Annotated in this window: 18 protein-coding genes; 12 read left to right on the forward strand and 6 right to left on the reverse strand. The window is 48.2% G+C overall.

Going from position 1 to position 24,735, the window contains the following annotated elements; genetic code table 11:
• Positions 1 to 80: 80 nt before the first annotated feature.
• The gene (gene ptsP, locus V5J35_RS13625) at positions 81 to 2,594 is read left to right on the forward strand and encodes a phosphoenolpyruvate--protein phosphotransferase (RefSeq protein ID WP_354007663.1); all 2,514 of its coding nucleotides are present in this window, start codon (positions 81 to 83) and stop codon (positions 2,592 to 2,594) included.
• 13 nt (positions 2,595 to 2,607) lie between these two features.
• Here the strand turns inward: ptsP and V5J35_RS13630 are convergent, their stop codons facing one another.
• On the reverse strand, positions 2,608 to 4,380 hold the full coding sequence (locus V5J35_RS13630) for a hypothetical protein (RefSeq protein ID WP_354007664.1): 1,773 nt from the start codon (positions 4,378 to 4,380) through the stop codon (positions 2,608 to 2,610).
• Positions 4,381 to 4,385: 5 nt separating this feature from the next.
• On the reverse strand, positions 4,386 to 6,071 hold the full coding sequence (locus tag V5J35_RS13635) for a hypothetical protein (protein WP_354007665.1): 1,686 nt from the start codon (positions 6,069 to 6,071) through the stop codon (positions 4,386 to 4,388).
• 135 nt (positions 6,072 to 6,206) lie between these two features.
• Between V5J35_RS13635 and hslO the strand changes: the two genes are divergently transcribed.
• Positions 6,207 to 7,082 carry an Hsp33 family molecular chaperone HslO gene (gene hslO / locus V5J35_RS13640; protein ID WP_354016412.1) on the forward strand — a complete coding sequence of 292 codons (876 nt, stop codon included), beginning with the start codon at positions 6,207 to 6,209 and terminating at the stop codon, positions 7,080 to 7,082.
• A gap of 365 nt (positions 7,083 to 7,447) precedes the next feature.
• Positions 7,448 to 9,079 (forward strand): phosphoenolpyruvate carboxykinase (ATP), encoded by a 1,632-nt coding sequence (gene pckA / locus V5J35_RS13645; protein WP_354007667.1) that lies wholly within the window; start codon positions 7,448 to 7,450, stop codon positions 9,077 to 9,079.
• Positions 9,080 to 9,159: 80 nt separating this feature from the next.
• Here the strand turns inward: pckA and V5J35_RS13650 are convergent, their stop codons facing one another.
• Together V5J35_RS13650 and V5J35_RS13655 are read right to left on the reverse strand one after the other, a co-directional pair.
• On the reverse strand, positions 9,160 to 10,701 hold the full coding sequence (locus V5J35_RS13650) for a hypothetical protein (protein ID WP_354007668.1): 1,542 nt from the start codon (positions 10,699 to 10,701) through the stop codon (positions 9,160 to 9,162).
• 85 nt (positions 10,702 to 10,786) lie between these two features.
• Positions 10,787 to 12,049, reverse strand: a complete 1,263-nt coding sequence (locus tag V5J35_RS13655) for a neutral/alkaline non-lysosomal ceramidase N-terminal domain-containing protein (RefSeq protein WP_354007669.1) — start codon at positions 12,047 to 12,049, stop codon at positions 10,787 to 10,789.
• 314 nt (positions 12,050 to 12,363) lie between these two features.
• Between V5J35_RS13655 and V5J35_RS13660 the strand changes: the two genes are divergently transcribed.
• The gene (locus V5J35_RS13660; protein ID WP_354007670.1) at positions 12,364 to 12,906 is read left to right on the forward strand and encodes a hypothetical protein; all 543 of its coding nucleotides are present in this window, start codon (positions 12,364 to 12,366) and stop codon (positions 12,904 to 12,906) included.
• Positions 12,907 to 13,014: 108 nt separating this feature from the next.
• Positions 13,015 to 15,354, forward strand: coding sequence for a Tex family protein (locus V5J35_RS13665; protein ID WP_354007671.1), 2,340 nt, complete (start codon positions 13,015 to 13,017; stop codon positions 15,352 to 15,354).
• Positions 15,355 to 15,477: 123 nt separating this feature from the next.
• On the opposite strand, the gene V5J35_RS13670 is transcribed toward V5J35_RS13665, so the two are convergent.
• Complete coding sequence (locus tag V5J35_RS13670) at positions 15,478 to 17,619, reverse strand: ubiquitin carboxyl-terminal hydrolase family protein (protein ID WP_354007672.1); 2,142 nt, start codon at positions 17,617 to 17,619, stop codon at positions 15,478 to 15,480.
• 155 nt (positions 17,620 to 17,774) lie between these two features.
• On the opposite strand from V5J35_RS13670, the gene V5J35_RS13675 reads away from it, so the two are divergent.
• The 6 genes from V5J35_RS13675 to rsd all read left to right on the forward strand — a co-directional run bounded on the left by V5J35_RS13675 (position 17,775) and on the right by rsd (position 22,920).
• Positions 17,775 to 18,041, forward strand: a complete 267-nt coding sequence (locus V5J35_RS13675) for a hypothetical protein (protein ID WP_354007673.1) — start codon at positions 17,775 to 17,777, stop codon at positions 18,039 to 18,041.
• On the forward strand, positions 18,038 to 19,081 hold the full coding sequence (locus tag V5J35_RS13680) for a UPF0236 family transposase-like protein (RefSeq protein WP_354007956.1): 1,044 nt from the start codon (positions 18,038 to 18,040) through the stop codon (positions 19,079 to 19,081). Before V5J35_RS13675 ends, V5J35_RS13680 begins: the two co-directional genes overlap by 4 nt.
• Positions 19,082 to 19,196: 115 nt before the next feature.
• On the forward strand, positions 19,197 to 19,607 hold the full coding sequence (locus tag V5J35_RS13685) for a hypothetical protein (RefSeq protein WP_354007675.1): 411 nt from the start codon (positions 19,197 to 19,199) through the stop codon (positions 19,605 to 19,607).
• A 308-nt stretch (positions 19,608 to 19,915) separates the two neighbouring features.
• Entirely contained in the window at positions 19,916 to 21,493 is a 1,578-nt protein-coding gene (gshA, locus tag V5J35_RS13690; RefSeq protein WP_354007676.1) for a glutamate--cysteine ligase, read from the forward strand.
• Positions 21,494 to 21,610: 117 nt separating this feature from the next.
• Positions 21,611 to 22,117, forward strand: coding sequence for a disulfide bond formation protein B (locus tag V5J35_RS13695; RefSeq protein ID WP_354007677.1), 507 nt, complete (start codon positions 21,611 to 21,613; stop codon positions 22,115 to 22,117).
• A gap of 338 nt (positions 22,118 to 22,455) precedes the next feature.
• Positions 22,456 to 22,920 carry a sigma D regulator gene (rsd, locus tag V5J35_RS13700; protein WP_354007678.1) on the forward strand — a complete coding sequence of 155 codons (465 nt, stop codon included), beginning with the start codon at positions 22,456 to 22,458 and terminating at the stop codon, positions 22,918 to 22,920.
• A gap of 107 nt (positions 22,921 to 23,027) precedes the next feature.
• Here the strand turns inward: rsd and V5J35_RS13705 are convergent, their stop codons facing one another.
• Entirely contained in the window at positions 23,028 to 23,732 is a 705-nt protein-coding gene (locus V5J35_RS13705) for a BamJ family beta-barrel-assembly machinery protein (RefSeq protein ID WP_354007679.1), read from the reverse strand.
• Positions 23,733 to 24,084: 352 nt separating this feature from the next.
• Between V5J35_RS13705 and V5J35_RS13710 the strand changes: the two genes are divergently transcribed.
• Positions 24,085 to 24,627 (forward strand): hypothetical protein, encoded by a 543-nt coding sequence (locus V5J35_RS13710; protein ID WP_354007680.1) that lies wholly within the window; start codon positions 24,085 to 24,087, stop codon positions 24,625 to 24,627.
• Positions 24,628 to 24,735 lie beyond the last annotated feature (108 nt).

Below are 24,735 nucleotides of genomic sequence, written 5' to 3' on the forward strand. Positions count from 1 at the left end.
TTACTTTTCTGCTCACTGTTGCAGAGGTTTAGGGACGATTGTCAATTATTAAAACAGAACAACAGGAGATGCCGGGGGTAATGAGCAGTAAGGAACTAGTGTTTACCTGTGAGTTGATTAATGGGCTGCATGCCCGACCAGCCAGTGCTTTCGTTAAGGAAATTCAGGCGTTCAACGTTGAAGTGGTACTCGAAAACCAGCGAAATGGCAGGACTGCAAACGGCAATAGTGCTCTCTCTTTAATTTCTGCAGACATTTCTCACCGTGACGTGTGTAAGCTGATCATTACGGGGGTGGATGCCAAGCGGGCATTAGCCCGCCTGCGGTATTTTATTCAAAAAGAACTCCCCGGAAGCGACATTCCCGCCACCTCCGCCCAGGGTACTTCCTATCTGCCCCCTTCGTTGCGAGTCCTGAAAATGAATGTTGCGAAAGGACATGCAACGGGGGAAGGCTGGGCCAGAGGGGCTCCGGTCTGTCTGAAAGAATACCGTTTTCTACCCGCCCAGGACCATGCCGTTTATGCTGGAGTGACCGGGGAACGGTTGCGGCTGATGGGGGCTCTGGAACAGGTACAGAAAAATCTCTTTCAGACAATCGAAAATACTGAGCTGGTTGCAGAGCGTGAAGTACTTGGGGCTCACTACACGCTTGCCTGTGACCCGGACTTTAAAAGACGAATGCTTGATCATGTGAATAATGGTCTGTCGGTCGTAGAAAGTATTGAAGCCACCCTGGAACATTTTTCCCATGCATTGAAAAGCGGCGACAGCACTTATCTGCAGGACAGGGTGATTGATATCCGGGACCTGTGTGATCAGCTGATGCATTTTTCCTACGGCAGTGGTTGCTTGTATACCCCTGACGTTCTCAGCCAGCACAGTATTTGTCTTGCCGACAACCTGACTCCCAGCCAGTTTCTGGCCCTTGATCACCGTTATCTTAATGGCCTGGTGCTGGAATCAGGTGGCAAGGCGTCGCACACGGTACTGATTGCGCAGGCGAGAGGTATTCCTGTTGTCGTGGGAGCGGAAGGAGCCAGAGAGCTAATGAATGCGTCCAGCGAAGTCATTCTGGATGCCGGGCTGGGCATACTGATTGGCGACCCTTCCAGAGAGGTTGGGCGGTATTATCAGCAGGAGCGTCGAAAGCAGCAAAGGATGAATGAGCGCTATCACCCTTTTATTGACAGGCTGGCCGAAACCCGTGATCGTCAAAGGCTGGAAATAGGAGCCAATATTGTCGGGGTAGAGGATGCAGAGCAGGCTTTTGGGCAGGGGGCTGAGAGCATAGGGCTGTTTCGCACTGAAATGATTTACATGCAGAGAGAACAGGCTCCGGATGAAAAAGAACAGGTGACTACCTACAGCAAAATCCTGACGCTGGCTGAAGAACGTCCCGTTATTATTCGCACAATGGATGTTGGGGCGGATAAACCTGTTGATTATTTTGAGCTGGAAGAAGAAGAGAACCCTTTTCTGGGTTACCGCGCTATCCGTTTATATCCGGAATTTCTTGATCTCTTTCGCATACAGGTTCGTGCCATTCTGATAGCTGCCCGTCAAAAGTCTGTACTGGTTATGATTCCGATGGTCAGCTGTCTGGACGAGGTACTGTGGGTCAGGGATGTTATCCACACTATTCAGGAAGAGATGGGTCAGGACAATGAAGTCTATGGAAGCATCCGCCTGGGTATTATGCTGGAGGTTCCTTCAGCCTGCCTGATCATTGACCAGCTGGCACCCTGGGTCGATTTTTTCAGCATCGGCAGCAACGATCTTGCACAGTACTTTCTGGCAGCAGACCGGGACAATGAAAAAGTTGGAGATTTATACAGCTATCTGCACCCGTCTTTCCTGCGACTTCTGAAAATGGTAACGCATGAAACCCGGCAACATCAGCGCTGGACAGGGCTTTGTGGCGAGATGGCTGCTGATCTTGAAGCCTTACCTCTTCTGGTCGGTCTGGGGTTGGATGAAATCAGTCTGCCAGGCACTTTTATCCCCGCGATTAAAGAGAAACTCAGCCATCTGGACTCTTCAGAGTGCCGGAAACTGCTGGATCAGGCGATAGCCTGCAACAGTATTCAGGCGGTGCAGGCTTTACTGCGGGCATTTCGCAGCGATGTGACTTCCAGGACCGTATTTGATACGGCCATCGTCAACCTTGATTATGAAGCGCTCAGCAGGGAGGAAGCGGTTAAAGAGCTGGTTGATATGATGTTGATGGATGGACGTTTATCGGATGGTTGCCATGTGGAAGAAGCTGTCTGGGCTCGTGAAGCGCTATATTCAACAGGGATGGGAAGTGGAATTGCGATTCCCCACTTACAGTCCGAACATGTGTTGTGTCATTCCGTGGGCATTTTGCGGTTACGGGAGCCTTTGCACTGGCAGGAGGGCAGTGAAGAAGGTGTGAAAACGGTATTTTTACTGGCTGTTCCGGACTCTGGCGCGAAAGATCAGCACATGAAAGTGTTTTCCCGGCTGGCGAGAAAACTGGTTAAACCTGAGTTTATTGAGCGTTTTGACCAGTGTGACGATAGGCAGCAGGTCATTTGGTTGCTGGAAAAAGAAATCGAGTTGTCAGACTGACCCCGGTGGTCTCTCAGAGTTGTGCCAGTTGTTTCAGGAAGCGGAGTTGTCCGTCGCTGTTCAGCTGTTCCAGGTGTTTGGCATAGGGGTTATGGTCTTCTTCGATCGGCTCCCGCTTGTTTCCATCGTCTTCTGGCTGATAGTCAGCAGTGAGGGGCGTTATGCTCTCTGCCCGGTTTATCAGGCGGGCAGCCTTATTCAGTTCGCCTTCATTTGCCAGCAGCTTCCGCCATTGATCACAAAACCGGGTCGCCAGTTTTTTTTGTGCGGCGGGAACCGGATACCCTCTGTTGCTTTCAAGGCTGTCGATATCAAAGTCATCTGAAAAACGCATTTCCTCAAGACGAATGACATCGCGCATAACTTTTGCTGCAAGGCTGTCCCGATGTTGGGTTCCTGCAACAATATCAGCAACAAAAGCGGCAACGGGAGGGGTTACATTCTCTGCCTGCAGAAGGAAACTCAGACACTCCTCTCTGACCAAGGGGTCTGCTTTCCTGTTCAGAAGGTTTTGCTCCGAAGCGGCAGTAGCCATAATACCCAGCTGGATAAGCCGGATTATATCGGTATTTAAATATTTGGCTTCATCGTGATCAGAGAAGCGATGCAGGCTCATAAGCAGTTCAAACAGCAGTGCTTTTCGAGTGGTATGGGCGTGGCGGTAACGAATACCTGCTGAAACTTTGTGCGATGGGTCAACAGCCTGCAGGGCAAACGGAGCGGAGTTGACAACGGAGTCAGGCTGTTTGGCAGGGTCTGTAAATATTCGACATTTATTTATTTCCGCCAGATAAGGTGGTTGTCCTGTCAGATTACCGGGGGAAACATCAGTATTCGTATAATCCGGCGGGGGCGGAAATGGTTCATCGTCATCTTCCGGTATGGGGTGAGAAGACGGGGGATGAGAAGACGGAGGGGGGGGCATGGTTATATCTGAAGCGGATGGCGACTCAGAAGGCCCTGAGGGGTTAGTTCTTCCAAAAACAGGCTCACCGGCTTCAGGCTTATGGACGGGTTTTGGCTGGTAGTGAAAGTGATCCTTTACTCGGGCAGGAGCAGGCTGAGGAGGTGTTGCAGGCTGCCTCTCAGGGGTCGTGTCTGGTACACGGGTTCGAAGAAATTCAATGATCGAGGTGGGCGCAAAGCCTTTGGGGATTGGAGGTGCTGTCACGCCAGCAGCCTGAAGTTGCGCTCCCAGCCCTATGAGAGTTGCTTCTTCTTTACCAAGTTCCTGCCTGAATTTGCTGGTTCGTTCCCGGTTATAGTGACTATCAATGGTTCTCATGCTCTCAATCAGTTGATTCCTGGCGTTTTCAGCTTTGCTGGCCTGCTGTTGAAAGGCGTTGTCATCAGCAGGCACCAGACGATTCATGTTTCCGTTGTCATCAATGTGGATAATGATAAACGGGAGAGCATTCCGGGGTGACTCAGGCGCATTGAGACTGTGGATTATGGCATCAAGATACTCAAGCATGTGGTTTTGGGTACGCATGGCCTGAACGGTTTTCCACTGCCCGGCAAACGTATTTTTTAAAAGCTCAGTGTGCGCGGCTTCATTAACGACTGATGTTGTTGCGTGAGGGGAAACGGTTCTTTCCCTGACCGGGTTAGTAACAGGCTGTTCCGATGGCAGAGTCGGGAGAGAGGGAATATGCCGTGTTCCTTCTGCCGGGGATACCCCGCCTGTGTCAGGAGGTGTGGTTGCTGGACGTTTGCTGTCGTGAGTCGACGGTGTGTAGGAGTGAGCCGGTACTCCTCTGGAGGGTTTTCCTGGTGGAGAGCTCATAATTATTAGTCCTTTTTACCTTTCACCCGCTGCACATTGCGGAAATGCTGGTCTGCTGTTTCTTCGTACTGAATTTCTGAAATGGCGACTTTTTCAATATGAGCCAGTGCTTCATCAAATCCAGCCTGAATAGCAGCGGCCAGCTCGTTTTTATCAGCCTTTGGATGTTTAAAAAAACCGCCTCCCACCATAGGCGATCTTAGAACGGGTAAAACAGGAAGGTATTTTTTTTCAGCATGAAGATTCCAGGTATTCTGTACTGCCAGAATATTGCCGCTGAATGTTTTCATATCCAGAAGCCATTGTCGTTTACCATCCTCCGTATCAGGGTAGGAGCCATCGGTACCATTGGGGGCAATAGCATAGATCATGGCACCGTTTGCCTGGTCTCCTCCCGGAGGCTTATTAAAGACATCAATGAAAATGGTTCCCGTATTATCCGTGGCGTCTTCGGGTCTGTAGATCGCAGCGCCTACTAATGCTGAATTGTTGTCAGGAAAATGATTCGGGCCAAAGGTTATAAAACCGCCACCTGCAGCATCCGCTTTCTCGACCATGCGTTCGTGAACTTTCTGGTAGGACGCAGCTTTGTGGATCTGGTCAGAAAACTCTCTGTTGATTCCTCCATGTCCGACAGCCAGATTCGGATTGCCGGAGTTGACCGATGCAATCTTACCCTTGGCATGGGGTTCAGAGGGGGTATGGTAAATATTGGCAAAGCCTGTTGATGGAGAAGGCTGCAGGAATGTTGTCTGAACTTTTTGCAGTCCCTGACCGGTTGGGCGAATCTCTTCAGCTACCTCCCCGGGTGAAACAGGGTTGGGCGGTTCTGCCTTTGAACGTTTTCTCAGCCTGTGCTGTGACAGTTCTGCCGGGTCAACATCGTCCGGCAAGACTCTTGTTGCTGGCTGACCTGTTGGAGGGCGGGGTGGGGCAGGTCGTGCAGGTGGATCAGGGAGCAGTACAAACTCACCGTCCTCGATCGTGGAGCTGTCAGTCACCGCGCTTGCCGGTTGTGTGGAGGGTGTTGCGTTCAGTAGCGAACTGAAGGCAAACAGGATGGGGGTGTAGGGGATTGCAGGTTCCGGGATTCCGGCCTGATCTAATTCATTACGACAGGCTTCCAGTCTGGCTTCTGCTCTCAGGGCTTTTTCCCCAAGCGCTGTTCCTTCCGAGCCTTGGTAATGCTGATTGATCGCGTTTAACTGTTCTGCAAGCTTTGCTTTGAGAGCCTGATATTTTTCTTTGTTTCTTACCAGTTCCGGATCGGGAGGAATAAGCCGGACCTGTTTGCCGCCGTCATTCACAAGAATGAAGAACGGGGTGTTAACAAAGGCTTGCTCCGGTTTTTCCAATTGTTGCAGCAGCATCGGAATCGAGGACACAAAGTTCACCTGAGCCTTAAGCTCCCGGACTTCCTGTGTCTGGCTTGTGAAGTTCTGTATGGCTCGTTGTGGTGTGTTAACGTTGATTGCAGGTGTAACGGTAGATAGGGCGCGGTCTGCAATGGGCTTCCGGGGTGGCTGTAAAGCACTGGGTGGTGGCGGAGGAAATGAGGACTTTGCCGGTACTGTGGTCACTTCGTCACCATTCTTTACTCCGGGCGAAGGTGGTGGTGATGGGGGAGGTGTTAACAGGCCGTCGATAGAGTACGGAGAGCCTCCAACTGAAGAAGAGTCGTTAGAACTCATAAAGTCATCCCGAAGAGAGGGGTTATGGACAGGTTATCGGTCAGTAGAAGCAACAAATGAGAATCAAAAAGCGAGTCGCTATAATCTCCTGATCCAAAATTCTTTTTAAGAAAACAACAGAGGCTGTAAGCCTGAATGATGAGTAAAAACTCCGCTCAACGCTTTTTGTTTGAAAACGCCGATATTCGTGGCGAAATCATTTCCATGGACAGCTGCTTTACCGATGCGCTGGCTGCCCATGACTACCCACAGAACGTGCGTGAACTGCTGGGCGAGCTGGCAACCGCTGCTCTGCTGCTGAGTTCCACGCTGAAGTTTGAAGGCATTCTCAGTCTGCAGGCAAAGGGTGAAGGCCCTCTGTCCCTGCTGATGGTGGAATGTACTGATCAGAAAACCTTCCGGGCGCTGGCTCGCTGGGAGGAAGGTGCCGACCTGTCTGGTCACGGGCTGAAAGCCTTGCTGGGCAAAGGTACGCTGGTGATGACTATTGATCCTCACAAAGGCAACCGTTATCAGGGGATTGTGCCTCTGCATCATGAGTCCCTCGCAGACAGCCTGAAAGACTATTTCCAGCAGTCAGAGCAGTTGCCGACCGAGTTCTGGATTGCCAGTAATGGCGACCAGTGTGCGGGTATGCTGCTGCAGGCTCTGCCAGCGGGTGTCGAGGCGTCCGGTGATGTCCGTGAAGAGTCGTGGAATCGACTGTCTATCCTGGCGAACACGGTGACCAGCGATGAACTGCTGTCTCTGGATCATGAAACGTTGTTGAACCGTCTTTACCACGAAGAAGACGTTCGTCTGTTTGATGAAGAACCGGTTGCTTTCAGCTGTAACTGTTCCCGCCCAAGAAGTGCCAAAATTCTGCACAGTCTGGGGCGTGCAGAAATTGACGCGATTCTTGCAGAAAGTGGTGAAGTGGCTATGGACTGTCAGTTCTGCAACCAGAAATACGTTTTCTCGGAAACCGATGTTGCGGAAATCTTTGCGGGTCAGGAGCCCAAAACGCACTGATCCGGCTTGTTTCTGATCTATCTGTAGCAGCCTGATGCAATGTCAGGCTGCTGTTATTACTTTGCATACCAGGAAGTACCAAAAAACAACGCCAAAATGCTCACCTATTGTTCTATTAGTGCCTTCGATTAACAAGCTTTGACTTCAGACAACGTTTTCTAACCTGATAACAGTTAGCTTATTAACTAAATGGAGTGGTCAGGAAATAAGCTAAGCCTTTTAGATAACATTTGTAGAGTCAATATAACGAACAATAAGTTTAAGTTGGCGTATTTATAACTTAAGATATGCGCAGCCACACAGAATAACAAAGTTTTTCACAATAGAGCATATATAACTACTACAAGCCTGGGAGAGCTATTGCTATGAGTGAAGTCAATGTAAATGTCGTGCTGGACCCCGAAGCCCTGGCAGAGGTCGGTATCAGAGATGTTCAGGAAATCGTTTACAACCCGTCGTATGATGCCCTGTTTGAAGAAGAAACCAGGCCGGAGCTGGAAGGTTACGAAAAAGGGGTTGTTACTGAACTCGGTGCTGTAGCCGTGGATACCGGCATTTTCACTGGACGCTCTCCCAAAGATAAATGGATCGTTAAGGACGAGACCACCAAAGAGAACATGTGGTGGACTACGGAAGAATCCAGAAACGACAACAAGCCAATTAATCAGGAAGTATGGACGCACCTGAAGGGTCTGGTAACCAGTCAGCTGTCTGGCAAGCGTCTGTTTGTTATCGATGGCTTCTGTGGCGCTAACCCGGATACCCGCCTGAGCATCAGGATTGTGACAGAAGTGGCCTGGCAGGCTCACTTTGTGAAGAACATGTTTATCCGTCCAACAGAGGAAGAACTGAAGGTATTCGAGCCTGACTTTGTTGTAATGAACGGTGCCAGAACGACGAACCCGCTATGGAAAGATCAGGGTTTGAATTCTGAAAACTTTGTTGCTTTCAACCTGACAGAAAAACTGCAGGTTATTGGTGGTACCTGGTACGGTGGTGAGATGAAGAAAGGGATGTTCGCCCTGATGAATTATCTGTTACCTCTGCGCGGCATTGCTTCCATGCACTGCTCTGCCAACGTAGGTGAGAAAGGCGATGTTGCCGTGTTCTTTGGTTTGTCCGGTACGGGTAAGACGACACTGTCTGCCGATCCTAAACGGGCATTGATTGGTGATGATGAACACGGTTGGGATGATGACGGTATCTTTAACTTTGAAGGCGGCTGCTATGCCAAGACCATCAAGCTGACCGAAGAAAACGAACCCGATATCTATCGTGCTATCCGTCGTGACGCTTTGCTGGAAAACGTGACCGTCAGTGCTGACGGAAAAATTGATTTTGATGACGGTTCCAAGACTGAAAACACCCGGGTGTCCTATCCACTGGATCATATCGAGAATATTGTAAAACCTGTTTCTAAAGCGGGGCATGCCAAACGGGTTATCTTCCTGACAGCTGACGCCTTTGGTGTCTTACCGCCTGTGGCTAAGTTGACGCCGGAACAGACCAAGTATCATTTCCTGTCTGGCTTTACCGCTAAACTGGCTGGCACCGAGCGTGGTATTACCGAGCCTACACCCACCTTTTCTTCCTGCTTCGGTGCAGCCTTCCTGACTCTGCATCCTACCAAGTATGCTGAAGAGCTGGTGAAGAAGATGGAAGAGCATGGCGCTACGGCGTATCTGGTGAATACGGGCTGGAATGGCACCGGCAAGCGTATTTCCATCCAGGCCACCCGCGCTATCATTGATGCCATTATGGATGGCTCTATTGATGAAGCTGAAACAAAGACTATGCCGTATTTTGGTTTGCATGTACCTCAGAGCGTCAACGGGGTGGACGATGCCATCCTGAATCCTCAGGACACCTATGAAGATAAGGCAGACTGGAAGCGCAAGACCCAGGATCTGGCGGATCGCTTTATTACTAATTTCAACAAGTTTACTGACAATGAGGAGGGGAAGGCTCTGGTGGCTGCCGGTCCAAAGCTGGATTGATTAACCGCCTTTAGAAAAGAGTTTCAACGTCTTTTATACCTTTAGTACCTGAATAAAAACGGGAGCCCTGGCTCCCGTTTTTATTGGTAGGGGTCTTGGTAATCATCAAGAGCATCTAGTTGGTCTTCATAGGCGGATTTCATGCGGTTTTGTAGTATTTTGAAAGCGTGCAGGGCAGGTTCCAGACGATTCTGAAAGTCAGGATAATCTCCAGTCATTTGGATTAACTCAGACAAGGAGGTTGTTAACTGTATAGCAATAGGTGTTAAACCATCGACGGTTTGTGGTGGTTTATCCATATCCCTGATATGTGCTACGAGTTCTCGAATTTTAGATTCCCATTTGCTGGACATGGTGTATTTCGAGGGTAATGATTCTAAGGTTTTGCATATATAACTTAAAGAGAATTCAGGCTCATTTGGAACTGCATAACGTTTGATCGCTTTATTTAACCCGTCAACAGTCGAATTTAGTTTATCCAGTGTTTCTAGTAGCCTGATTGAATATTTCTCCAGGTCGCCTTGTGTTGTGACGAATGAAGTGGAAAGAGTGTTGTAAAGCTCTGAACCTCCTGCTTTCAGAAGTGATAAGCACATGCCTGAACAGTTATGCGTTTTGCTGAGAGTTTTATAGAAGTTATCAGGGTGGTCTGGATCCTGAACTTCTTCCCAGCGCTGGCGCATTTTGTCCAGATCAAGACCAAACATAGTGAACTTTTCCTGACCGGTTTGCTGGTGCTTGTCAAAACCGACACACGGTAAATAATGCTTTTCTGCCCGCCTTTGCCATTCAGAATCGTCTTTGCTGGATGTTTTTTGGAACGGTAAGGGGCGGAAATTGGATTCTTTGATTGTTTTGTCCGTTATTTCCGGTATATCACCTTGATGGGTTTCGGACTGAGTTAATAAGGTTTGGGAAGGTGCTCTTTCAACATTACGGCTCTCTAGAGAGTTTTCTGTTTCGCTACTGTTCGATTTGGCCATCAACTTGCGGGCATTCGCGCCAGCTTGAAGCTTGAACTTTGTATCAGTACGAACATACATAGCCTTTTCCTGCCGATAGCTCGAAGGGGCTAGAGGAAAGTCCTTTGCAAGGAAGTTATCTATCTTCATTCGAACCGGGGCTAGTAGCCGTTTAAGTGGGTTTTTAGACCGACTCCAGTTAATCAGTCGGATTTCTTGTGGTGTCCAGCTAACATAATCATTAAATCCAGCTATCAGATCTTTCATCGATAGACCTGTATGTCGGCTGGAATTTTTTTTACCGGGCGTTGTCCAGTGCCTGACAACAATATGCCGTGACATACTTTTTGCATCCCCACGACTCCAGCGAAAATCAGGGGGAATATCAAAAACTGAAGCTTTTCGAGCGCAGAGTTTCCTTTGTTCCAGATCCTGCAAATCAGAAACCACCGGTTTCATGGCATTGAGTTCCGCCACCGTGGTTGATGAAGGAATCTTGACCTGACGCGTTATACCGCTTTTCAACTTTGCCCAGCCAACGGATAAAAAGCCTGCTTTTTTGCCCCGCGCCTTATTTTGTGCATTTGAGACCTGTGCGGCAAAGCTGGCAGCATCAGCCCTGCTCTTGAAAACATAGGTAGTAAAGCCTGCTTTGCTCATGCCTTTAGCCTTGTGGATAGAATTAACCTGCTAGTTGCATCGGCTATGGCATAAAATTATGAAGATTTACTGGTGATCTGTATGTTCAGTCAGGCTGAATAAGACACTTGCTTACCAGATGTTGCAGGGATTTAAAAATTTTGCCACTCAGGGTATGGCTGATCATCAGGCGTTCTTCGTTACCATCTTCCTTTGTTTCTTTATCTGGAATAAGGTAGCCCATACTATCGTGAGTCAGCCCAAGCACTGCCACGGGATTATGTTCGACCAGTCTCATAAGCAGTCTTCCCATTGAAGTGACGGGTTCTCCGGGTGTTGTCAGGAATACAACCTTACCCAGTGCGATGACCGATGCCCGGGTGCGGTAGGATTTGCTGAACGGGTCATTCCAGTCCACAGTGCCGTTTCGAAGCGCCTTGGTCGCCATGATTAATGAGTAGTTGTCAGCTTTGTCTTCAATGGTTTCAGTACAGTATTTCAGGGAGGATTCAAGTGGTTCGCTGTTCTTGAGGCTATTAATAATAAGACCGGCAATTTCTGTCCCATACGTTTCTGCATAGGCAAAGGTTCTGGGATTATCCTGTCCCGGAAGTACGTCGCCCAATGTCCCGTTTATAAACATGGCAGGAGAGCCCTGCTGTTCTGTGAGTTTTGTCCTTGCGTAATGCACCCAGTCGGATGAAAGCCTGGTATTGTCTTTGCCCAGAACAACCGGGTGGGAGCCCAGGGTAAAAACAGTGACAAACGGTTTATTCTGATCATTCAGTAATTGAATGGTCAGAATCTGTGGGATGATATCGTTGTTTTTTGTACGACGATTGAAGCCTTTTAAGCCATTGCTGGTAGCAGTATGCAGCGACACTTTTTGTGTTTTGCCCCAGGCATTTTTTGCCGTTTCAACAATGGCTTCGGCAATGGCTTGCTCCTGTTGTTCATTCAGACCACCCCACAAACCCTGCAAATCAATGCTGCTGTGGGTGTGAGTGGCTGTGAGAAGAATGTTTTCTTTTGCCAGCAGGGTTTCTGTTGACAGTCGTTCGCGTACAGTTTTTGCCAGTGTCTGGCTGAAACCAATGGCGTCCAGTGAAATAAATACCAGCGAGTCGTTTACTTCATCGGTCAGGAACAGTGCCTGTACGCCAACGGAATCATGGGAACCAGTGGCATGACGCCAGCAGAGCATGCCATAACCAGCCATACAGGCAGCCTTGTCGCTGGTTTCAGGGTGTTCAGTATACGGAAAAGACTGGTTGCTGAAGCCTGCCCGCCAGGCATGTGCATTCTGGCAGATAACCTGACAGATCAGCAGAAAGGCAATACACGAACTCAGGACTTTTGTTTTACTCATAACCATCTGAATACATTTCTGACCGCTAACTCTAAAACTTCCCATAGCAATTGATCCAGCCCTGCACACAGGAGCCCGACCGAGAATAGCACCTATAGCGAAAACCATTTAAAATTAAGACCGAAAGCCTGGTTTTGGGAAGCATATAGCAGAAGAGTATAAAAACGCCGCAGGAACAATTGCCAGCAGGGCAGACAATTCCTAACCACTACTCAACTGCTAATCCTCAATCGCTACTCGTAAGCCACTATAGAAGCCGTATAACCTGTTATCAGTGCATATGTTCAGAAGGTGCTCGGGAGGTGTGGCTTGCAATGTTATCACTTGAAGAAGTTTTGGAAGCCCGTAGAGATCTGTGGGAGCTGGATTGTCTTGATCCGGGGCTGGACAAAGTTGCACCCAAACGTCTTTTGTTCGAATTATGTCGATCTGGAGAAGTTTATTATTTAAAGAGAACGTTTGATGAAAAAATAGTTCATGTTCACGTCTGGCAAGTGTTTATTTTCGTGGTTCTCGTGTCACGTCCCACTCAAGTCTTCTGCGTTCCCTTATATAACCGAAGTACTACAGAAGAGATCAATTTCTGGAATTTTCCACCTACTTTTGAATTGGCTCACACATCAATCACTCGTACCAGCCAGGTTTATTATGCAGGAGAGCTTGTCCTTGAGAAGGACAGTTTGTTTGGCTGGGATAATCATAGTGGTCATTACAAACCAGGTACCTTTATGCATCGTGAAAATTTTCTCCCTCCTGTGAAGCATCTTTTGCCTGTGAGCAAATATAAGCTTGGGGCTGGGGCTGAGGGCGCTTATTTGTTCGAGCATGGCATAAAAAATTATGACCCTTATGCGTAAATAAGGTAAAAAAAGAGGTAATTAGTGCGCCCTGTACAGACAAAGCGTTATGAACCGTTATAATTCTCCATCCAAATTCAAAGCGTTATAAATAACGAGTAAGGTTTTATGGAGATCATCTTTCAGCGTATAGCAGAAGAGCTGAATGTTCGGACAGCGCAAGTGGTTAGTGCTGTTAATTTGCTGGACGATGGTGCGACCGTGCCGTTTGTCGCCCGTTATCGTAAAGAGGCTACCGGTGGTCTGGACGACACCCAGCTTCGGGTTCTGGAAGAAAGGCTGCGCTACCTGCGTGAGCTGGAAGACAGAAGAGCGACCATCCTCAACAGTATTCGCGAGCAGGACAAGCTGACTCCGGAACTGGAAAAAGACATTCTGGACGCAGACACCAAAACGCGCCTTGAAGATCTCTACCTGCCTTACAAGCCGAAGCGCCGCACCAAAGGTCAGATTGCGGTTGAAGCCGGTCTGGAGCCTCTGGCAGACAAACTGTTTGAACAGCCGGACACCGATCCGGAGACCGAAGCCGCTGGCTATGTAAGCGCCGACAAAGGTATTGCGGATACGAAGGCTGCCCTGGAAGGAGCCCGCTACATCCTGATGGAGCGCTTCAGTGAAAACGCTGAACTGCTGGGCAAACTGCGTAACATGCTGTGGGAAGAAGGCATTCTTTCCAGCCGTGGCATTGAAGGCAAGGAAGAAGAAGGCGCCAAGTTCCGTGACTACTTTGAACACGACGAAGCGATTAAAAACGTTCCTTCCCATCGTATGCTGGCGATCCTGCGTGGTCGCAACGAAGGCGTTCTGCAATCCAGCCTGAAGCTGGCGAATGAACCGGAATCCCGTCTGGAAACCCATCCGTGTGAAGGTGTGGTCGCTGATTTCTACGACATCGTTCATCAGGGGCGTGCTGCCGACAAATGGCTGAAAGATGTTGTGCGCTGGACCTGGCGCATCAAGCTGCTGCCACAGCTGGAAACGGAACTGATGGGGACTGTGCGTGAAAGTGCAGAGGAAGAAGCCATCAAGGTCTTTGCGAAAAACCTGAAAGATCTGCTGCTGGCAGCCCCTGCAGGTTTGCGCCCGACCCTGGGGCTGGACCCGGGTCTGCGTACAGGCACCAAAGTGGCTGTGGTTGACGGTACCGGCAAGCTGGTGGAACACACAACGATTTTTCCTCACGCCCCTCAGCGCCAGTGGAAAGAGGCTCTGGGTACGCTGGCAACCCTGTGCCTGACTCATGGCGTCGAGCTGGTGAGTATTGGTAACGGTACGGCTTCCCGCGAAACTGACCGTCTGGTGGCCGAACTGATGCGCGCCTATCCAAAACTGGGTCTGACCAAAATTGTTGTCAGCGAAGCGGGTGCCTCGGTTTACTCGGCTTCTGAACTGGCTGCCCGTGAATTCCCGGACCTGGACGTTTCCATTCGTGGTGCCGTATCCATCGCCCGTCGTCTGCAGGACCCACTGGCAGAACTGGTAAAGATTGAGCCAAAAGCCATTGGTGTTGGTCAGTACCAGCACGATGTCAGCCAGACCCAGCTGTCACGCTCTCTGGAGGCGGTTGTTGAAGACTGTGTAAACGCCGTGGGTGTTGACGTGAACAGCGCTTCCAGCGCATTGCTGACCCGTGTATCCGGCCTGAACCGTACGCTGGCAGACAACATTGTTGCTTTCCGTGACCGCAACGGTGCGTTCAAAAGTCGTGAACAATTGAAAGACGTTGAACGTATGGGTGCCAAGACCTTCGAACAGGCGGCAGGCTTCTTGCGTATTATGAACGGTGACAACCCGCTGGACGCTTCTGCGGTTCACCCGGAAACCTATTCTGTGGTGGAAAAAATCGGTGGCAGGTTTGAACGTGATGTTCGCAGCCTGATTGGCGACAGTGGTTTCCTGAAAGCCCTTGACCCGAAAGAGTATACCGATGAAGCCTTTGGTGTTCCGACGGTAACCGACATCATTGCAGAACTGGACAAGCCGGGCCGTGACCCACGCCCTGAGTTCAAGGCACCGGAATTTGACGACAGTGTTGTAAAAATCAGTGACCTGAAGCTGAATATGGAGCTGGAAGGTGTGGTGACGAACGTAACGAATTTTGGTGCGTTTGTTGATGTGGGCGTTCATCAGGATGGCCTGGTGCATATTTCTGCGCTGTCTGAAAACTTTGTCAAAGACCCGGCTGAAGTAGTTAAGGCGGGTGACATTGTTAAAGTGAAGGTCATGGAAGTCGACGTTTCCCGCAAGCGTATTGGCCTGTCCATGCGTATGAAGGACAAGGCGGAAGAGGTAGCTGAAGCCCGTCAGCAACCACGTCGTGAACGTTCTGCGGGTGGTGCCGGAAAACCACAGCAAAAGCAGCAGGCCCGGGGCGGTAATCGTCAGAAAGAAAAGGCAGCAGGTTCTTTTGCAGACTTGTTTGCTAATGCTAAAAAGCTTAGAAAGTAAAACTTAGCAAAGTGATAAAAGCTGCGTAAATAAACGGATGTGAGTCCTGCTATCTGAGCCTGTTTAAATAACGGGCTCAGATATTCCATTGAGAAATCTGTGGAAAACAAGGCGTTATCAGGATTAACGGTTACTGATATCGTAACTGATTAGATAAGGATCATACCGGGGCGACCCTGTGAGAAAAGCCATGGGGTTCGGAAGTAATGTGGCTGGCTCGCTGTCGTCTATTAATAACCAGCCTTCTGGTATTTTCTCAAGCGTTACATAATGCCCGCTTCTCAGGTCGGTTCCCGTATGCAACAGAATACAGCAGGGAGAAGCGTCTACCTGTGTAATCTCAGTCGTGTCCGGGTCTTCGACGGGAATAGAAACCGGTTGAAAAACCTGCTGTATCAATTTCTTACAGGCTTTGTGGTTTTTTTTCTGGGTATTACCTTCCAGAAGTTGCAATTCAAGACGCACATTTAACCGGGTTAAAGGTCCAGAGAGTCTAAGTCGGTTGATTTTGCTGCTGGCATAGTAGCCGGGAGGTAATCGTTCTCCTGATACTGCTGGACGAATGTCGTCCGATGCCCTCCATTCAACCTGGTTGTTTTTATCCGGTGGCATAGTGGCAAAATAATCGTTGATTGACTGCTGTACAGAACCTTCTCTGCTGAGCTGCAAGTTAAGGAAGGGAGCTGACTCACCTGCTTGCAGACTTTTTTTAACAAACTCGATTCCATTCAGGATAGTACGAGACTCTGTATGAATCTGCAGTTTTGCCTGGGAAGGCAAAAGTGCAGTCAGTATTAACCAGATATCCATCAGGAACAGGCTGGCATCATTATGCTCCAGTAATTTCAGGGTTTGGGATTCTGGCGGTTGTTTAACGGATTTTTTTAATCTTGCGGTTTTAAACTGAATACTGTGCCTAAAGCCTTCACTTTCTCTACAGGCCGTAATCAGATGTTGCAGGGCTTCAGTCACCTGATAGTGCGCTCCCTCACTGCCCTTCTCAAACTGCTTTATCTGATCAATGAGTTTTGACAGAGGCGTCAGTACCTCTGGGTAACCAGTACGTAAGCTGATATCCCTGCTATGAAAACCAGCCAGTGCCTCAAGTTCCTCTGTTGCCAGAGTAGCATTCAAGAAGTGAATGACGGCGTTAACAAAACAGCAGTTTTTATGAGGGTTGGTTAAGATTGCCCGTGAACTTTTGAGGGAACTCACGGATTTTTGGCGTGGCGATTTGGCGGGCTTCTTACCAGATTCTGAAACAATGGACAGTGGTGATGATATAGATAGCGAGGATGTTTCGGAACTATAGCCTGTATCGGTTGAGGAACTGAGGGCTGGAGAAAGAGGTGAGCTGGAGTGTGTTGTTATTTTTTCAGTCGCAGAATCGTCAAATTCAAGGGATATCTGTTTTTTATTTAGCATGATCCGTCTGTATCTGACTTTGTTCAGAAGGGCAAGCAGGTCATTTTGCTTTGAAAGAGACGTTTTTTCCAGGGTCTGCGGATCCAGATATTTACCGGCAGCTGTGGCGGGACCGTAATTAGAAATTTCCCAAAGCTCTCTGGCTGAAATAGGTTTATTGAAAGTGGAGCTCATAGTGGCCGCCCAGTTTTCAAACTCGGTGCGATACGTTGTCGGCTGTCCTCTCGCTACTTGTTTACGGACGACATGTTTCGGTGGCCAGACTGGAATGTCGGTTTGTTTTTTGTCGTTACCGTTTGATGATTTCATGCGTTTTGCAGGAGGGGGGAATAGAGGCTGAGGAGGAGTGTATAGAGACTGAGAAGGGGGCGTAAAAGGGATGCTGTATGGAATTACTGATCCCATTTGATCAAAAAAACGGGGCTTTATTTTATAGTCAGGCAGGTCGGGCAGACTTTTCAGAAGTTCATCCTCGTAGTCTTCATCATCAATGGATAGGGAAACGGGTTGCTGGGTGTTTTTTGAGGATGGTTTCGGGCTGAGTGTCGCAGAGTACCCGCTATCAACTGGCTGATGTGCTTCCAGACGTTCAGTGACCCACGCGCTGTCACATTGCAACCAGTTTGTGGCTGAATCTGTTCTTGCCACCTTTCTTGCAGGCAGCTCTTTGTTACTGGCGAGTCGTTTGCTTCCCGCTTCAGGCAGTTGCGACTCCAGTCCTGGCAGGGCATGAGTGCCTGTCCGGGTCTTTTCGGTATCCGTATCCTGACTGGAGTCTTTGTCCAGAGGTGTGGGGTTGGATAGAGGATTCGCTGCTGAACCAGGTCCTTCCGGTCTCATTATTGGCTCTTTTAAATCTGGACTCTTAAGAGCTATCGGCAATAGGTCGGCTGATTTTTGTTTTCACAGGGGTGCAATTAAAAGTGTTCCCCGGTCAGCAATTTCCCAGAACTTGGCCATAATGCTAAGAGTTCATTTTTCACCCGATGCGTTCCATGTCTACTTCCAAAACCCTTGCGGAAAAACTTGCTGCCCATCCAGAGCTTGAAAAAAGAGTATCTGAATTGATCAGTCTGGTAGAAGCCAAGTCCGGTCATCTTGACCGGGCTGATGAAGCAGAGGAAGCTGTCATTGAAAACCTTAAAGAACTGGGGAATGAGCTTCTGACGGACTGGGGAGCCCATAAAGAGAAGCAAAAGTTTGAAGAGGCCCACGATCTTCACTCTGAATCAAATACTAAAAAAAAGACCTCCACTGGATGACCACTTACGGCAAAGTTCGTCTCTGTGAGCGATGCTTGACCGTTGCAGGGCATCGTATACGCCCTTTTTCCGAGAATGCCCATATCCACTGTCGTGACTACTCTTTACCGTTACAACGGCGATTGGTGGATTTTGCATCAGACAGTTCTTTTGCAACAGCTTCACAGAAAATGGAAGAGCATTATGGCGTTATCGTACCTGAGTCATCAGTACGAGCCATTACCCTGGGTCACGCCCGCTGCATGAGTGAGCAATCTAAAGCTTCCCTGAAAAATTGTCAGGAATGTGTAGGAGAAGGCAAGCAGCTGATTGGTGAAATGGACGGCAGCATGATTCCAGTGGTTCTTTTTGATGAAGAAGCTGAAGGCGACAAGCGCAAGGCCAGAAAAGTTGACTGGCAAGAGGCCAAGCTTTGCTTGGTTTATGAACAAGGAAGTTGCGATAAGCGACATCGTGTAGTTATGGGAGAGCCCGGTGAAGCAGGCGATCAGTGGTTGAGTTGCGCTATTGAGCAAGGTTTGAATCGGCAGTCATCTATTCATTGTGTAAGTGATGGGGCTAAGTGGATTGCCAGCCAGGCAGACCGCGTATTCGCATCTCAGGGAAGTTTTCTGGTGGATTACTATCACCTTTGTGAGTACATCGCAGATGCTGCTAAAGAGTGCATTGGAAAAGATGAAAAAGCCCGTAAAAAATGGACTGATGAACAAAAAACAAGAATGAAAGCAGGTGAGTCAGAGAGAGTTCTGGCAGAGCTTGAGCCTTATCGTAACGGTAAGGTTGGAAAGGAAGCCAACAAATCGGAAGAGTGTCATCGCTATATCAGGAATCGTCCCGGACAATTTGATTATCAGGCGGCAGAAGCTGCCAATTTGCCTATCGGTTCAGGTGAAATAGAGAGCTCCAATCGTTCTGTTGTTCAAACCCGGTTGAAACTTCCCGGAGCATGGTGGAAACCAGAGCATGCTCACGATATGTTGAACCTTAGAACTTTAAGGGCTAATGGTGACTGGAATAAGTACTGGAAAGCCACTGGATAGAACACTTTTAATTGCACCCTTTTCACAGTGAACACTGGATAAGAGAGTATGGCAGGGGTATGATCCCCACATTTTGCGAAATGTTTCTAAAATAATTATTCCAGTTTCATTACCCATGATCAGTATTGTGTACCATGGTCGCCCCTGTAAACAGCGCTTCTCATTACTTCAGGTCATCAGAAGCTCTTTGTGCTGCCTGTTTGCCTGGGGATGGGTTACCGGTAGCGCAGTGGCTGATCCGATTTATCATCTGTCCGGGCAGGTGTCTTCTGATCGGGCTGACCAGACAGAAGACAATGCAGAGCCGGACTATGGTGTGCCGATTTTAAGGATTGATGATTCCCGCTGGTTTGACATTACCATCGACCTGCCCGACCACCCGGAAACCGCCCAGGAGGTAGAAGAGCAGAGAAACCGCAATGCTCAATCCCGTAAATCGGGCAAACCTGAAACTCCAACCTTTTTCCCTGATGCCAACGACATAACCGAAGGCATTCGCCTTCGTTTTCATTACCGGTTCAACTGATTTCTTCCCCTGTGTCTTGAAAACACAATAATCGATACCATTTATCAGTGAATGACTCTTTGAAGTGCATGCTTCATCGTGTTTTCACAGACTGCTGGCTCATTCCTGCAGGTGCATATTAAGCGTGAACGCTATATAGTCCGCCTGGTAGCATAAGTACTTTCATTGAGAACCTAAGTCGTGTTGCTGCTGTTTCCGGCTCAGGCTGTTTCGCTCACGATACGCTGGAGTTTCCGGAGTCATTGCAATCGCAGCAGGACAGTCTTAAGTCCGACAGGCTCCCGGTATAAACAGAATTGGAACTGATCTTGACTACTCTTTACGAGCGTCGCCTGAAGCTTTTGCAGCGACCTGAACATCACAAGTTATTCAGCGGTATACGACATGGGATTGAGAGAGAAGGTCTGCGGGTCAGTCCGGATGCCCGACTGGCGCAAACGTCGCATCCGGAGGCTCTGGGCAGGACTCTGACCCACCCCTATATCACCACCGATTACTCAGAAGCGCTGCTGGAATTTATCACACCGGTCCATAACCGGATTGATGATACTCTGGACTTCCTGAATGAGCTGCATATATTCACCAGCAAAGTGATGGATAGTGAACTTTTATGGGCAGGGAGCATGCCATCCATTCTGGAAGGTGAGGCTCGCATTCCTATTGCCCGCTATGGTCATTCCAATCCGGGCATCATGAAGTCGGTTTACCGGGAAGGGCTTGCACATCGCTACGGCAAGGCAATGCAGACTATAGCCGGTTTGCATTACAACTTTTCCCTGCCTGCTGAGTTCTGGCACCTTCTTGGTCGGGAAGAATCTGGCAATGGCAGTGAACAGGCTTTTCAGTCTGGATTTTATCTGGGGCTGATCCGCAACTTCCGCCGTTATTCCTGGCTGCTGATGTATCTGTTCGGTGCCTCGCCTGCTGTCAGCAAAAGTTTTTTTGCTGAGTCAAAGGAGGCTCACAGTCTTCAGAGTCTTGATGAGGACTCTTTCTTTCTTCCCTACGCCACCTCTTTGCGTATGAGCGACATGGGTTATACCAATAATGCCCAGTCATCGCTGAACATCTGTTACAACACAGTGGAAGAGTACGTTGCGAGCCTGTCAGAGGCCATCAGGACACCGTATCCGCCTTATGAGGAAATAGGTGTTAAGCAGGGAGACAAGTATTTGCAGTTAAACGCTAACCTGCTGCAAATAGAAAACGAGTACTACAGTAATATCCGACCCAAGCGCATTGCCCGTCGTGGCGAAAAGCCTCTGACAGCGCTGGGCAGCAGAGGTATTGAATATATCGAAGTGCGATGTCTGGATATCAACCCGTTTGAGCCGCTGGGGATTTCCTCAGCCGATGCGCATTTTCTGGATGTTTTTCTCGTTTACAGTGGCTTAAAAGATAGCCCGGCTACGACCACAGACCAGGAGTGCCGTCGTACCACTGAGAACTTCCGCAAAACCGTTGAAGAAGGTCGCCGTCCGGGTTTGATGCTGGAGTCTGAACATGGGGAGATGTCTCTGCAGAGTTGGGGGCTGGCGTTGCTGGAAGAGATGCTTCCTGTTGCTCAAATGCTGGATAAAGCCAATGAAACCAGCGGCTTTACTGACAGCATAAGGCAGCAGCAGGACAAGCTTAACAATGTAAATCTGACGCCATCAGCTAAGCTGATGGATGCTCTGCAAAAGGATTCGCAAAGCTATACGGATGCCATCCTGAATCTTTCCAGGCTCCATCAGGCACATTTCATGAACAATGAAATAAGCCAGGAGAGGCAGAAGTATTTCGAATTGCTGGCTGAGGAGTCCGTCGAGAATCAGAGGCAGCTGGAAGCGGCTGATATCCTGAACTTTGATGAGTTTCTGAAGCAGTACCACGAGTCCGATTAAGACTTTCATTATTGAATGGCAGGGCTCTTGTAACGTTTGTAAATAATGAAGTTAAGGTCGGATTATGAACACCTGATCCGGCTTTACTAACAAAACAGCAACGCAGGCCCAACAATAATGACCACTCCCCCCCATTCAAGGCTGATCTTTTTATTCGTGTCAGCCGTCTGTGCGGCGCTGATGGCGTTTTCATTTTACCTTCAGTTCGCTTTAGAGCTGGAACCCTGTCCGCTGTGCATTTCGCAGAGAATCGTTATCACGGGACTTGGAATCGTTGCGCTGGTGGCAGCCCTGCATAACCCGGTCAACAGAGGCTATCGCCGGTATGGAGGTTTTCTGGCCCTGTTCAGCCTGGCTGGCGCATTACTGGCGGGCAGACAGATATGGATACAGAACCTGCCACCGGAAAAGGTGCCTGCCTGTATGCCCGGTATTGAGTATCTTGTCGATATTCTTCCTGTTACAGACCTTCTGAGAATCATGCTGACAGGGACAGGCGATTGTGCAGACGTTCAATGGGTTTTTCTTGGACTGACAATACCTGGCTGGACTTTGATTCTTTTTATTGGCTTTATCGTTGCAGGTTTATTTGAATGCCTGAGAAAAAGAGACAGTGTTGTTTAATATTCTGTGCAGCTTGCTTTTGCTTTCTGCACTGGCTGTTAATGAATAAATGGCATCGTCTAAATGGAACTAACGACTCAACTGCAAATAATTTTTTATAATTAAAGATTTTTTTTATATTTTGAATTGCAAGTTGAAAACGAAATGAGCCCTAAAATACAAGGGTTTCACCGTGGTGATTTTGTTTTAGGGAAAAAAACGTTTGGATATTTTGCAATTTGCCTCTTGCCGCAAAAATTTCACTGTCATAATCTAGCAACTGAATCATCAAATAACCGGTGACTAAGTGATGCCGTTTCCATATCGATGATAAGATCCAACCGTCAAGAGGAACTGCCATGCTGGAGGGTTGCAAATCGGCCAAAGAGCGTTGGGGAGGCGTATCGCATATTATTGATCGCTGGCTCGGCGAACGTCAGGAATTGATTGTTCTTTTCTGTTCAGTTAATGGAATGGATCAATTTCACGATGACAAGCGCCCTGTCGCCAATAAATTAGAAGAAATGTGCCAGATTCTGGTTGACTATGCATCATCCGGGCATTTCGAAGTCTATGAGCAGCTTGTACGGGAGGGTATGGAGTTTGATGATGGTGGTATTGAAGTTGCCCAGTCCATCATCCCAAAGCTGGAAACAAATACGCAGGTTTGCCTCAGGTTTAATGATACCTGTGAAAGTATCAGCAGTGTTCAGATGCTGCATAACTCGCTGTCTGAACTTGGGGAAGCACTGGAAGAACGTTTCGCACTTGAAGATAAACTGATCGAAGTTCTGCACGAATCCCACCGGGATCTGGTTACATAGGCTGACAGAGTTTACAGTGCGCGTTACGGTTAGTCAGTTTAATGCAATATCTCAGGGACAGTATGAAAAGACCGGACTTATAAGTCCGGTCTTTTCATACTGGAACGCTATTTTTTCTCGTCTTTTTTAGCGTTGTCCTTTTTCACTTCAATTAGCTCCACTTTGAAGGTAAGTACTTCATTGGGGCCAATTCTGCCCGGAATTCCTCCAGGGCCATACGCCAGGTCAGCAGGAATAAATAACTCCCAGGTTGAGCCTTCAGGCATAGCCTTCAGGGCTTCTGTCCAACCACGAATCACCTGATTGAGTTTAAACGTCGCAGGTTGTTTTCGTTCATAAGAGCTGTCAAAGACGGTGCCGTCCAGCAGTTTACCCTCGTAATGAACAGTGACTTCACTGGTTTCAAGAGGCTTTTCGCCTTTACCTTCTTTAATAATTCTGTATTGGAGGCCGCTTTCCATGGTTGAAATGCCGGGCTTTTTGCCATTTTCTTTCAGGAAAGCCTGCCCTTTTTCAAGGTTTTTAGCGGCTTCTTCCTGCAGTTTCTTCTGTTGTTTTTCTTCCTGTTCTTTACGGGCTTTTTCAATAAGCTGGAACATCTCCTGCTTTTCCAGCTCCAGAGGCTTGCCTTCCAGAGTATCTTTTATGCCTTTGGAAAGGGCATCAGCATTGACTCCTTCAAACTGCTTAAGCTGCTCAGCAAGAATCGACCCCAGACTATAGCTGACTTTATCAGCTTCCGATTCCAGTGCAGCAGAAGACTGTAGGGTATATGACATCAATGCGATGCCGACCAAAGCTTTTAATCTCATGGAGTGTCTCTTTATGTAGGTTGTCCGGGATGCAAAAATAGCTTTTTTTGTCCTTGCATCGTAATTTTTCCATCTTTGTGCATATATTAAAAGATATCAAGCGGTCTGTATCATTTTTTTGTAAAAAACCCTTCTTTTATAGTGTTATTGTTATTTTAATGCTACGTGCATAACTCAATTTTTAAAAAGTTACGAATGTTTTTTTGGAATTTAATTAAGAAAAAATTTGCAGTCCTGTAATAAGCGCTCTATGTTTTTACTTAAAACTGGGTATTAATTATTCAGATTTTTTATATGCAGTAATTTACGAAGTAATGGAGTACTTAATAAAGGCAATGACGAGGGACGACAAATGCCTGTAGCCAAGAGAAAACCAGTAGCTAAAAAAGCTGCTAAAAAACCAGCTGCCAGGAAGACAGTTAAAAAAGTAGTTAAAAAGGCAGCTACCCGTAAAGTTGATCCGGTTAAAAAGCTTGAGAAAGAAATTGATGCTCTCAAGAAAAAACTGGATAAAGCCAAGGAGTCTTTGAAAAAGGCCAAGGCTAAAGCAAAAGCTTCTACCAAGAAGACTGCTGCTAAAAAGTCTACCGCCAAAAAGACGACCAAAAAAGCCGCTACCAGAAAGAAAGCTGCTACGAAAAAGACGGTAGCCAGAAAAAAGCCTGCGGCTAAAAAGGCTGCTGCCAAGAAAACCACAAGAAAGGCTGCTACCAAGAAAAAGGCACCAGCTCGTAAGACGGCTGCCAAGAAAAAGGCACCAGCCAAAAAGGCCGCTAAAAAGACAGTAGCGAAGAAAAAAGCGCCTGCCAAAAAAGCTACCCGTAAAGTAGCTGCCAAGAAGAAAGCTCCTGCTAGAAAAGCTGCCAGCAGAAAGAGAGCGACTAAAAAGCGTTAAGCCTTTTTGCCTGTAGGCTTATCCGGCAGGGGGGCTTCCCCCCTGCGTTTTTCCTATAACGATTTTCATTCCCTCTCGCTTGCATTTTGCGAGTGCTTCCTTAGTGGT

Source organism: Endozoicomonas sp. NE40 (assembly GCF_040549045.1).
Classification (GTDB): Bacteria; Pseudomonadota; Gammaproteobacteria; order Pseudomonadales; family Endozoicomonadaceae; genus Endozoicomonas_A; species Endozoicomonas_A lisbonensis.